This is a genomic window from Chloroflexota bacterium (assembly GCA_034717495.1).
Taxonomy (GTDB): domain Bacteria; phylum Chloroflexota; class Anaerolineae; order JAAEKA01; family JAAEKA01; genus JAYELL01.
The window spans coordinates 18,554-30,584 of the sequence record JAYELL010000028.1; the positions used below are offsets into that span (position 1 = coordinate 18,554).

General features: G+C 58.8%; 8 protein-coding genes. All 8 read left to right on the forward strand.

Features of this window, described 5'->3' with window-relative positions:
* Window positions 1-18: 18 nt before the first annotated feature.
* Window positions 19-1,425, forward strand: a complete 1,407-nt coding sequence (purB, locus tag U9R25_05590; GenBank protein MEA3335362.1) for an adenylosuccinate lyase — start codon at window positions 19-21, stop codon at window positions 1,423-1,425.
* A 598-nt stretch (window positions 1,426-2,023) separates the two neighbouring features.
* Window positions 2,024-2,863, forward strand: coding sequence for an HAD hydrolase family protein (locus U9R25_05595; GenBank protein ID MEA3335363.1), 840 nt, complete (start codon window positions 2,024-2,026; stop codon window positions 2,861-2,863).
* Window positions 2,864-2,941: 78 nt separating this feature from the next.
* On the forward strand, window positions 2,942-4,459 hold the full coding sequence (purH, locus tag U9R25_05600) for a bifunctional phosphoribosylaminoimidazolecarboxamide formyltransferase/IMP cyclohydrolase (protein ID MEA3335364.1): 1,518 nt from the start codon (window positions 2,942-2,944) through the stop codon (window positions 4,457-4,459).
* 555 nt (window positions 4,460-5,014) lie between these two features.
* Window positions 5,015-6,733 carry a biosynthetic-type acetolactate synthase large subunit gene (gene ilvB / locus U9R25_05605; protein MEA3335365.1) on the forward strand — a complete coding sequence of 573 codons (1,719 nt, stop codon included), beginning with the start codon at window positions 5,015-5,017 and terminating at the stop codon, window positions 6,731-6,733.
* Between the two features lie 123 nt (window positions 6,734-6,856).
* Window positions 6,857-7,369, forward strand: coding sequence for an acetolactate synthase small subunit (ilvN, locus tag U9R25_05610; protein ID MEA3335366.1), 513 nt, complete (start codon window positions 6,857-6,859; stop codon window positions 7,367-7,369).
* An 86-nt stretch (window positions 7,370-7,455) separates the two neighbouring features.
* Window positions 7,456-8,460 (forward strand): ketol-acid reductoisomerase, encoded by a 1,005-nt coding sequence (gene ilvC, locus U9R25_05615; GenBank protein ID MEA3335367.1) that lies wholly within the window; start codon window positions 7,456-7,458, stop codon window positions 8,458-8,460.
* Window positions 8,461-8,488: 28 nt separating this feature from the next.
* Window positions 8,489-10,150: a 2-isopropylmalate synthase gene (locus U9R25_05620; protein ID MEA3335368.1), complete on the forward strand. Its 1,662-nt coding sequence runs from the start codon at window positions 8,489-8,491 to the stop codon at window positions 10,148-10,150.
* A 419-nt stretch (window positions 10,151-10,569) separates the two neighbouring features.
* Window positions 10,570-11,988: a 3-isopropylmalate dehydratase large subunit gene (gene leuC, locus U9R25_05625; GenBank protein ID MEA3335369.1), complete on the forward strand. Its 1,419-nt coding sequence runs from the start codon at window positions 10,570-10,572 to the stop codon at window positions 11,986-11,988.
* The last annotated feature ends 43 nt before the right edge of the window (window positions 11,989-12,031 follow it).

The window sequence follows — 12,031 nt, forward strand, 5'->3', positions numbered from 1 at the left end:
GAATATTGACATAATGACATGACTTCTTTCGACCACTCCACCTATCTCTCCCCCTTGACCTGGCGCTATGGCTCGGACGCCATGCGTGCTATCTGGTCTGAACGAAATAAGCGTCTCTTGTTACGCCGTTTTTGGGTAGCACTGGCGACTGCTCAGCATGAGGCTGGTTTGGTGAGCGCCGGGCAACTGGCAGATCTGCAAGCGCACCAGGATCAGGTTGACCTCGATCGAGCAGCAGCTATCGAAGCCGAGATCAAACATGACTTGATGGCGGAGATCCGTACCTACGCAGAGCAGTGCGCCACAGGGGGAGGGATAATTCACCTTGGCGCTACCAGTGCTGATGCGTTGGACAACGTGGAGGCTCTACGACTGCGAGAGTCCACCGATCTCTTGTTGGAACGCCTCGGTGGCTTGCTGACGGCGCTGGTTCAACAGGTAGAGCGTTTCGCGGGGACTCCTGCCATCGGGTTTACCCATCTCCAGCCGGCCGAGCCCACGACCGTTGGCTACCGCCTGGCTCAGTACGGCTACGACCTGTTGCTCGATTGGCGGGAACTCCAGCGGGTGGGGGCAGGGATCAGGGGAAAGGGCCTGCGCGGAGCGGTCGGGACATCGGCTTCGTATAGCCAATTAATGTTGGGGAGCAGCTGGACGCCCGGGAAACTGGAGCAGCGGGTACTGGAATTGCTTGAACTTGAGGCTCATTCAGTTGGTACGCAGGTATACCCGCGCAAGCAGGACTGGTTGATCGTCAACGCGCTGGCAGGGTTGGGGCAATCGATCTACCGGATGGCTTTTGACCTGCGCCTGTTGCAGGCGCCGACTCTGGGGGAGTGGAGCGAGCCCTTCGGTGCCCAGCAGGTTGGCAGCAGTGCTATGCCCTTCAAGCGTAACCCCATCAACAGCGAGAATATGGACAGTCTGGCGCGCCAATTGGCGGCTCTTCCCAGAATCACCTGGGACAATGCAGCGCACAGCCTGTTGGAGCGTACCCTGGACGACTCGGCCAACCGCCGCATGGTGTTGCCCGAGGCGTTTTTACTCGCCGACGAGCTGGTGCAGAGAGCCACTCAGGTGGCATCTGGACTGGTCGTTCGGCAAGATGTTGTGGCACGGAATCTGGAAAGCTACGGGGTCTTCGCAGCGACGGAACGCCTGTTGATGGAGGCAGTCCGGGCTGGAGGCGACCGCCAGGAGCTTCATGAGGTGATCCGCAAGCACAGCCTGTCTGCCTGGGAGGCGTTGAGGCGGGGAGAACCCAATCCCCTTGAGGAATCGTTGGCTGAGGATCCTGATTTCAGGGCCTTGCTATCCCGCGAACTCATTCGGTCCTTTCTTCGCGTCGATGATTATGTGGGCGACGCGCCCGAGCGGGCATTGGCCCTTGCGGCCGCGGTTAGACAGGCCCTCAATCTGGTGTAGGAGGGTTTGGACCACGAAGGCGCGAAGGTCCGCTAAGAGACACGAAGCGCGAAGGGCGCGAAGGGCGCGAAGGACACGGGGACAACGGCGGTGCGAACACGTCACTCCCGCGGCCGCTAGTACAGCCCGGCGTAAATAGCTCCAGAGTTGTCACTCCTTCGACTTCGCCGCGTTCGGGAGGGATCGGACGGCTCGGGGCACCGCTCAGGACAGGTCTGAGCGGGTCGATCATACTTCCATCACGATAAGACAACGCCAGCGAAGAGTCTCGCGGCACATGTATCGCGAGATGCTTCGGCTGGTATTGGCCACTCGAACGGGCATCGGATTGCCAGCAACGGTTCCTCTCCTGGTCGGGTTTCGTGCCAGACCCGCTCAGCATGACGATGGACTCAACCATTGGTTTACTTACGCTTATGTGTACTAGCAAGCGTGCCGTGGCGTGCTGGCGTAGCCTGCGCGGGCGCCTTTCCTTTCGGGCCTGCGGAAGCGCCAGAGAACCGGATTGACAATCGTTTACCCACTGTGGTAGAGTCGACCTACCGGTGAGCCGATCCTTTCGATCGATAATCACTCGCCGTGTATCGAGGTGACATCCATGACTTCCCGGTCGGAAACGACATCCGCCGAAGCAACGCCGGTGCGCTACAGGCTTGTGGCGCTTGATCTGGATAGTACGCTCCAGCCTGACGGCACCCTTCATCCAGCCGACATAATCGCCATCAGAACGGCCCATTCTCTGGGGGCCAAGGTCTCCCTGGTTTCGGCAAGACCACCCAGGGTGGCCCATCGTTACTGGGCCCAGCTCGGTCTGGGCAGCCCGATTATCGCATTCAACGGCGCCCTGGTATACGACTTCCCGACTCAAAAACCTGTCGCAGGCCAGGCAATTGAGCCAGAAGACCTGGTCGAGATTCTACGGATCGTGGCGGACTTTGATTCGGGACTTGGAATCGGTTTCGAAAGCGCCACTTCCTGGGCGACCAATCGTTTTGGCCCTGTGGCAGAGTGGCGAGCCAAAGAAATCGGGCAGTGGCCAGCTGAGATTGGCGATCTGGACGCATTCCTGCAGAAGCCCGTGTTCCAGGTTTGGATTGATGTCGACGATGACAGCATGGTGCAATTGGAGCCTAAATTGAGCGCGATTGGTTTGACGTTGATGCGATATACCCATCCCGACCGGCTCTTGCTGCGCTCCAGAGCGGCATCGCGCGGTTGGGCTCTCTCCACGCTCGCCCACGACCTGGGCGTTGAAAGCTTCGAGGTCATGGTGGTTGGCGGTGGCGGGTTGGAGCGTTCCCTGGTCCAGGCGGCGGCGTTTTCCGTTGTTACCTCCGCGGTCAGCGATCTGGACAACTCGATCGCTGTTTCGGAGAATATCGCCTATTCCAGCGGCGTCGCCGAGGCGTTCAAACGGTTTCTGGTTGAAGATAGTTGATCGCCGACAAGCACCGGTGATTTCCTTTCGCGGTAGGACAACTGACAGGGTTGTCCTACTTTTCTTGGAGGCAAGATGATGCTAACGCGGGCGCTGCTGAGCGTGGCGGACAAACAGGGGTTGATTCCGCTCGCAGAAAGACTTCAGGCGATGAAGGTAACGCTGATCGCCAGTGGCGGCACTGCCCGCGCCCTTCGCAAGGCTGGCTTGCCCGTCACCGACGTCAGCCAGGTTACCCGGTTCCCTGAGATCCTCGACGGCCGGGTGAAGACGCTGCATCCGGCGATTCACGCCGCTATCCTTGCCCGGGACACCGAGGAACATCTGTCCCAACTGGCTGGGCTTGACCTGAGCCCGGTGGACCTGGTCGTATGCAACCTTTACCCGTTTGCTGACACCGTGGCAGAACCTGGTGTCACGCTGACAGAGTCGGTGGAGCAGATCGATATCGGTGGCGTTGCATTGCTGCGGGCAGCGGCAAAAAACTTTGAACGGGTAACTGTTGTCTGCGATCCCCGGGATTACCACCGGGTTAGCCAGGCTTTGGAGCAGAAGCAGGTGGACGAGGGGTTGCGGCGGGAGCTTGCCCTGAAGGCCTTCCGCCACACCGCAGCCTACGATGCCGCCATCGCAGATTATCTGGCGGGGGAATTCGCTCCCGACAATCCGTTGCCCGAGACCCTGAATCTTTCCTTCCAGCAGGCCCAGTCCCTGCGCTACGGCGAGAATCCCCACCAGGAGGCCGCGCTCTACACGCCGACGGGCCAGGCCCTGCCATTCGAGCAACTGGGGGGCCAGGCCATGAGCTACAACAACTGGCTCGATATGGACGCGGCCTGGGGCCTGGTCCAGGAGTTCGAACGGCCCACCGTTTGCATCATCAAACACACCAACGCCTGTGGGGCGGCCAGCGCTGCCACCCTGGCCGAGGCCTACCCCCTCGCCCTGGCATCCGACCCGGTGTCCGCCTTCGGCAGCATTGTCGCGGTGAATCGAACAGCCGAAGTGGATCTGGCCGAAGCCATGGCAGACCTGTTCGTAGAGGTGGTGATTGCTCCCGACTATACGGAGCCGGCCCTGAAGCGATTCAGGCGCAAGAAAAACCTGCGAATTCTGAGATCGAGTGGCGGGCCTGCACAGGATCTCGCATTGCGTACGATCCAGGGAGGAATGCTGGCACAGACACCGGACGGGCAGCTGGAAATAGCTGTTGACTGGCAGGTTGTCACCGAGCGCACGCCGACGCCAGATGAGCTGCTGGACCTGGAATTTGCCTGGCGGGTCGCAAAGCATACCAAATCCAACGCGATCGTCTTTGCCAAGGGGCAGGCGACGGTGGGTGTTGGCGCCGGTCAGATGAGCCGGGTCGACTCGGTCTATCTGGCGGCGCGGCGGGCCGGTGACCGGGCCCAGGGCGCCGTGATGGCGTCTGATGCCTTTTTCCCCTTTCCAGATGGTATTGAGGCGGCGGCTGAAGCGGGTGTGATTGCGGTCGTGCAACCTGGTGGTTCAAAAAGGGATGACCAGGTCATTGCTGCCTGCAATCGTCTGGGAATCGCCACGTGCTTTACCGGCGCCCGGCACTTCCTGCATTGACAATTGATCGGTCTCCTGACCCCTTCCCCAGCCCCTCCCCGGTTCGGGGAGGGGAGACGGGATGGCACTACCCCGGGAGAAAGGTCATTCTCCAACCTTAAAAATCCAGGCGATGCAGGGAATCGATGCGATACGGGTTGACAAGGAGAGATACACCTGTTATACTTGCCGCAAGTTAGTTCTTGCACATTCGCGAGGTTCAATACAGATGATTTTCAGCCTGGTTCTTATTAGCCTTCTCATTATTGAGCTCCTGGTCATTATTCGGGAGCCGGTACTGGCTGGGAGGCCGATAGGGCGCTAGGCGAACAAGCCCAAGGAAGCGATAAACCCCTCCCAGCATCGGAGGGTTTTTTATTTTTTGGGTCATGTAAGATAACTGAATGATGGCGAGATAGCTACCGTCATCCTCGGCAATCGGCAACGGATTGCCGACCGTGAAGCGACGACGCCTCAGTAGACTGCACTCTTTGAGAGACCAAGGTTGGTCCGGTGAGTGTCTGCTGGGGTATTTTATTTGCCAAAGAATTGACTGGCAACGAAAGGTGCAAACCTATGGAACGAACCGGTGCTCAAATTGTCTGGGAAAGTATGCTGCTTGAGGGAATCGATGTGATTTTCGGCCATCCTGGCGGCGCTATTCTTCCCACGTACGATGCCCTTCCTCAATATCCCATTCGACACATTCTTGTCCGGCATGAACAGTGTGCTGCTCATATGGCCGACGGCTATGCCCGGGCAACCGGCAAGGTCGGGGCGTGCATTGCCACCAGTGGACCTGGCGCTACCAACCTGATTACCGGCCTGGCAACCGCCATGATGGATTCTGTGCCCATTGTCGCGGTCACCGGGCAGGTGCCGACCAGCATGCTGGGCAACGATGCCTTCCAGGAGACCGATGTCACCGGCGTTAGCATGCCCGTCACTAAACACAACTACCTGGTGACCGATGTCAAGGACCTGGCCGAGGTGATGGCAGAGGCCTTCTACGTGGCACGAACCGGCCGGCCCGGTCCGGTGCTGGTCGATATCTGCAAGGATGTCCAGAACGACTCGACTGAGTTCCAGTATCCGGAGAAGCTCTCGCGGCCTGGCCTGCACAAAATGCCCGAATTCAATCCGGCAGACGTTTCCGCGGCAGCAGATCTCATGAATGCTGCAAACAAACCGCTGTTCATGGTCGGTCATGGGGTGCAGATGGGCGGGGCCGAACAGGAATTACTGGCCCTGGTGGAAAAGGCTGACATTCCGGTGGTGACCACCCTGTTGGGACTGGGCGCCATTCCTGAAACCCATCCTCTGGTTCTGGGCATGAGCGGTATGCATGGCGAAGCGGCCACGAACCATGCTGTACAGGAATGTGATGTTTTGATAGCGGTCGGCATGCGCTTTGACGATCGGGTCACCGGCCGGCTCGACGAGTTCGCACCTCGGGCTAAGATCGTGCACTTTGAGATGGACCCATCGGAGATTGGCAAAAACGTTTCTCCCGATCTGGCTGTCCTGGGCGACTGTAAGCAGACCCTGGGTGCCCTCGTGCCGCAGGTCGAGAACATTCGTCATCCAGAATGGCGGGGAATCATCCAGGGGTGGCAGGAGGAAACCTACCGGCTGGATATCGCCGATCAAGAGGTGGATGAGTTGATCCCACCCTTTGTGATGCGCCAGCTGTGGCATGTCACAGGAGGCGATAGCCTGATCGTGACCGATGTTGGCCAACATCAGATGTGGGAGGCACAGTATTTCACCCACGAGCGGCCCCGTCAGTTGCTCACCTCTGGTGGCCTGGGCACCATGGGTTACGGCATGCCAGCCGCCATGGGCGCCAAGGTCGGTATGCCCGACGAACTGGTCTGGGCGGTGGTAGGCGACGGTGGTTTTCAGATGACCTTGCAGGAGCTGGGAACCATTGCCCAGGAGCAAATCGCCGTGAAAATCGGCATCATGAACAACGGTTTTCTGGGCATGGTAAGGCAGTGGCAGCAGCTTTTCTACGACAAACGTTATGCCGGCACACCGATTCTCAGTCCAGACTACGTCAAACTGGCGGACGCCTACGGAATCCCGGCATTAAGGGTAACATCTAATGACGAGGTTGCCGGCGCGATCAAACAGGCGAACGAGTACGACGGTCCCTTCCTGGTGGAGTTCCGGATCAAGGAAGAGGTCAACGTATACCCCATGGTACCGGCAGGTGCCAACGTGGGTCAGATGATTCGGCGACCGGAGCCTGCCATTGTGCAGGGTTATTCGGGCGTCAAACCCAGCTGGTGAAGCGCAGCCAGAAGACGGCGGACAACAGACCGCCGACCGCAGCCAGACGACGGCGGTCGCTGGTGCATCACCTCAACTGCGTAACATCAGTTGATAAGGTACAAGATTAAGGAGTGAGGACCCGTGAAACATACTGTGGTTGCCTGGATGGAGGATAGGCCCGGGGTACTGACCCGAGTCGCCAGCCTGTTCCGCCGACGCAACTTCAACATCGAGAGTCTTGCCGTCGGCCATACGGAGACGCCTGGCATTAGCCGGATGACGTTTGTGGTGGACGGTGACCAACGCATGGTAGACCAGACCGTGAAGCAGCTTGAAAAACTGGTGGACGTCACCGAGGTACATGATGTCACCGAGAAACCAGTTGTCATGCGTGAGTTGGCGCTGATCCGCGTCAAAACAACACCTGAAACGCGGCCGGAAGTCATGCAGATCGTCAATATCTACCGCGCCCAGATCGTCGACGTGGCCCTCGATTCCCTGGTAATTCAAGCCGTCGGACGGGATGACCGGGTCGACAGCCTGGTGGAGTTGTTGAGCCACTTCGGGATCATGGAATTGACCCGAACCGGGCGCGTTGCTATAACCCGGGGGCGCACAACTACCAACGGCAACGGTCGCAAGATGGGAATCTAGATCGACATAACCGTGACGGATTGCGCGTCGATCCTTTCCCTTTCTTCTGTCCGTTCCACACTCTATTACACATTTTAAGGAGAAATATGGCAACCCTCTATTACGAAAAGGATGCAGACCTGGGCCGGCTGGGTGGCCGCAAGATCGCCGTGATTGGCTATGGCAGCCAGGGGCATGCCCATGCACAAAATCTGAGCGATAGTGGCATGGATGTACGCGTCGGTCTGTACGAAGGTTCCGACAGCTGGGACAAGGTGATAGCCGATGGATTGACGGTCAAGACTGTAGCTGAGGCTGCTGCTGAGGCCGACATTATCATGATTGTCATTCCAGACACCAGGCAATCCCAGGTGTACAAGGATAGCATTGAACCCCATCTCGAACCAGGCAACACGTTGATGTTCGCTCATGGTTTCAACATCCGATACGGGCAGGTCGTTCCTCCGGATTTCGTGGATGTGAGCATGATCGCACCCAAGGCGCCCGGACACAGACTGCGCGAGGTGTACACCGAAGGCCAGGGAACCCCTGCACTGTTGGCCGTCTATCAGGACTCCAGCGGCAATGCCAGGGCCGATGCTATCGCCTATGGGGCCGCCATCGGATGCGCCAGGGCCGGACTGCTGGAGACAAGCTTTGCAGAAGAGACCGAGACCGATCTCTTCGGTGAGCAGGCCATCCTTTGTGGTGGCGTCAGCGAACTGGTAAAGGCCGGCTTCGAAACGCTGGTCGAAGCCGGTTATCAGCCCGAGGTAGCTTATTTTGAATGCATGCATGAACTCAAGTTGATCGTGGACCTCTTCTATCGGGGTGGCCTCAGCTACATGCGCTATTCGGTGAGTGATACCGCTGAACATGGCGACTACTACAGCGGTGAAAAGGTAATCACTGACGACACTCGTCATGCGATGAAGGGCATTCTTGCGGACATACAATCGGGTGCCTACGCCGAGGAGTGGATCGAGGAGAGCGCTAAGGGGCGCCCCTGGTTCAACGAGAAACGCCAGCAGGAACGCAACCACCAGATCGAGGAGGTGGGCAAACAACTGCGCGAGATGATGCCCTGGCTGGATCCGGTTGTCGTCGAGTAAGCATTTCAATTTTGAGGAGATCACACCCATGGAAACCAACGGCCCCGTAGGGACTGCACCTGATCAAGACGTTGTAGTATTCTTCGACACCACCTTGAGGGATGGCGAGCAATCGCCTGGTGCAACCTTGAATACCCAGGAGAAGCTTGAGATCGCGCGCCAGCTATCCCGCCTGGGAGTAGATATCATGGAAGCGGGTTTTCCCGCTGCATCCCAGGGCGACCTGGACGCCGTTCGTACTATTGCTGAGACGGTCGGACGGGAACCCCGGATCGACAAGTCGGGCAAGGCCGCGCCACCGCCCGTCATATGCGGGTTGGCGCGGGCCAACAAGAGCGATATCGACAAGGCGTGGCAGGCTGTCAAGGCCGCCGACCGTCCTCGCATTCATACGTTCCTGGCAACCTCACCGGTTCACATGGAGTTCAAGCTTCGCATGAGTCCCGATGAGGTGGTCGAACGGACGCGCGAGATGGTGGCCTACGCCAAAAACCTGTGCGACGACGTGGAATTCTCTCCTGAAGATGCCGGACGGAGCGATCCCCGGTTTCTCTACCTGGTTCTGGCAGCTGCCATCGAGGCCGGGGCCACAACCCTCAATATCCCCGATACAGTGGGCTACACTGTGCCCGAGGAATTCCAGAAGCTGATCCATGACATCCGGGAAAACACACCCGGGGCCAAGGATGTGGTGATCTCCGTTCATTGCCACGACGACCTTGGCCTGGCGACTGCCAACACCCTGGCGGGCGTCGAGGCTGGCGCCCGTCAGGTGGAGGTTACTGTTAACGGTATCGGCGAGCGGGCCGGCAATACGAGCCTGGAAGAGGTGGCCATGGCGCTCTTCACCCGCCATCAGGTGTACGAGCTTGATAGCAATATTATCACCCAGGAGATCCACCGAAGCAGCGATATGGTGAGTCGTTTCACGGGCATGGTGGTGCAGCCGAACAAGGCAATTGTTGGTGCCAACGCTTTTGCCCACGAAGCGGGCATTCATCAGGATGGCATGCTCAAGCACAAGCGCACCTATGAGATCATGGATTCCACTACCATCGGATTGACTCAGAGCAAGTTGGTGATGGGAAAACACTCAGGACGCCATGCATTTCGGGTGAAACTGGAAGAGATGGGCTACCGCCTGGAATCCGGGGACTTGAACGAGGTCTTCAAACGATTCAAGGATCTGGCGGACAAAAAGAAGGTTGTAACCGATGGCGACCTGGAGGCTTTGGTCGGCGATGAGCTGTATCAGCCGCCGGAGACCTGGCAGATCGAGGATATTCAGGTGCAGTGCGGTACCAGCGCAATACCGACAGCCGTGGTCCGGCTTCGCAACCTGGAGACGGGAGAGGTCGTGACCGATGCTGGTTTTGGAGCCGGTCCTGTGGACGCTGTTTATCAGGGCATCAACCGCATCGTCGGCGTGCCCAACCGGCTCGTAGAGTTCGTCATCCAGGCCATCGACGAGGGGTTGGATGCGGTCGGTGATGTTACGATCCGAATCGAGTCGGAAGAGCCTGTAGGTATGGCAGAACGGGTTCATGGTGGCCGCGGACGGCGGATCTTCTCCGGCCGCGGCGTGGACACCGATATCGTGGTTGCCAGTGCCAAAGCAAATATGCAGGCGCTCAATAAGCTACTGGCTGCCAAAGAGGAAAGCGAGTCGGTTGTGGCCGTCGGAGTCTAGCGGAGAACCTGTAGTTGGAAGCGCGAGCGGCTCACTGGTCCGCAAGCGCGCCGGCAAGGTTGCTTTGGTTTTGAGCGGTCGAAGTGTGCGAACGGGTCAAATGCCGCCCTTCGAAGTCCTCCCGGACCGCCGACCTCACGGTCCGCCTGCTGGCGTAGCTCACGCACCGCCTGCTGGCGTGCTAGCGAGGCTCAGGATGTCATTTGACCCTTGTTTTTACCAGGTGAGTAACTCCAGTTACCCATTCAGGAGGATATTATGATGAGCGAGAAAAGCTCCGAACACCAGAGGCGAAGATCGCCGCGGTGTAAGGCGCTGGAAGAGACGTTGGCACGGCGTTATGACCGCGACGATCAAGCCCATGAAGGGCCCTGGGCTTCGGCCTGGGATCATGAGGGTCTTTCGATCGTTTCGAAGTCATGACAGCCAATCAACCAAGGACATTGTTAGAAAAGGTGTGGCAGCCCCATGTCGTCGTGCAAGACGCGGGCGCGCCAGCTGTATTATACATCGACACCCATTTGATCCATGAGGTAACCTCGCCCCAGGCTTTCGCCATGTTGCGGGAGCGAGGCCTGCCAGTCCGGCGTCCCGACCGTACCTTTGCCACCATGGATCACGCGATTCCCACCAGAGAACCGGTGACCGACATGACCTTATGGCCAGACGTATTGGCCAATCAGGTGCAGACTTTGCGGGAGAATTGTCGCGAGTTCGGAATCACACTTTGGGACATCGAAGGGGATGTGCAGGGTATTGTGCACGTGGTAGGGCCGGAAATGGGTGTTACTCAACCGGGGATGACCATTGTCTGTGGTGACAGCCACACCAGCACCCATGGGGCGTTCGGCGCCCTGGCATTCGGTATCGGTACCAGCGAGGTGGGCCACGTGTTGGCGACCCAGTGTCTGTTGCAAGGCAAAGCGAAGACCTTTGCGATCACCGTGAATGGTACTCTGGGTCCAGGTGTCACGGCGAAGGACATCATCCTCGCCGTGATTGCCGAGAACGGTGTCGATGGCGGGCGGGGCTACGTGTTCGAGTACCGGGGCAGTGCCATCGAGCAGCTCAGCATGGCGAATCGCATGACCATCTGCAACATGAGCATCGAGGGTGGGGCCCGGGCAGGCATGATTGGCCCCGATGATACGACTTTTGAGTACCTGCAGGGACGACCCTATGTGCCCGATGGGCCTGATTGGCAAGAGGCTGTGGCTGGCTGGCGCCTGCTGTGCACAGATGAAGGCGCCAAATTCGATCGGGAACTGGTGCTGGACGCTTCTCAGCTTCAACCGATGGTTACCTACGGCACCAACCCCGGCCAGGGGGTCGCCGTTACCGGCCATGTGCCCCGCGCCGGCGAGGTGGACGACCCGGCCCGGCGACGCAGTCTTCTCAGTGCTCTGGCGTATATGGGACTCCAGCAAGGCCAGGCCATGGAAGGGCAGCATGTCGATGTCGTGTTCATCGGTTCATGTACCAACGGCCGTATCGAGGACCTGCGTGAGGCTGCCGCATTGATCAAGGGCCGGCGCGTCGCGGATCACGTGCGGGCGTTGGTTGTGCCTGGGTCCAAGGCGGTCAAGGCCCAGGCCGAGAAAGAAGGGCTCGACCGGATCTTCAGTGAGGCAGGCTTTGAATGGCGCGCCGCCGGTTGCAGCATGTGTCTTGCCATGAACGAGGATAAGGCGGGGCCGGGGAAATATGTGGCAAGTACCAGTAATCGTAACTTTCAAGGTCGCCAGGGGCCAGGATCCCGTTCGCTGTTGATGAGTCCCATTATGGCGGCCGCCGCCGCGGTCAACGGACAGGTCGTGGATGTGAGGGAGTTGCTGTAAGCAGTGTTGTACATTCAGATGTCAGATTTCCCAAACAGTTTCC

Excerpts from the sequence above, each read along its gene's own strand:
- leuC (MEA3335369.1), top strand. The coding sequence starts at position 10,570 with ATGACAGCCAATCAACCAAGGACATTGTTAGAAAAGGTGTGGCAGCCC.
- purH (MEA3335364.1), top strand. The coding sequence starts at position 2,942 with ATGCTAACGCGGGCGCTGCTGAGCGTGGCGGACAAACAGGGGTTGATT.
- ilvB (MEA3335365.1), top strand. The coding sequence starts at position 5,015 with ATGGAACGAACCGGTGCTCAAATTGTCTGGGAAAGTATGCTGCTTGAG.
- U9R25_05595 (MEA3335363.1), top strand. The coding sequence starts at position 2,024 with ATGACTTCCCGGTCGGAAACGACATCCGCCGAAGCAACGCCGGTGCGC.
- U9R25_05620 (MEA3335368.1), top strand. The coding sequence starts at position 8,489 with ATGGAAACCAACGGCCCCGTAGGGACTGCACCTGATCAAGACGTTGTA.
- purB (MEA3335362.1), top strand. The coding sequence starts at position 19 with ATGACTTCTTTCGACCACTCCACCTATCTCTCCCCCTTGACCTGGCGC.
- ilvC (MEA3335367.1), top strand. The coding sequence starts at position 7,456 with ATGGCAACCCTCTATTACGAAAAGGATGCAGACCTGGGCCGGCTGGGT.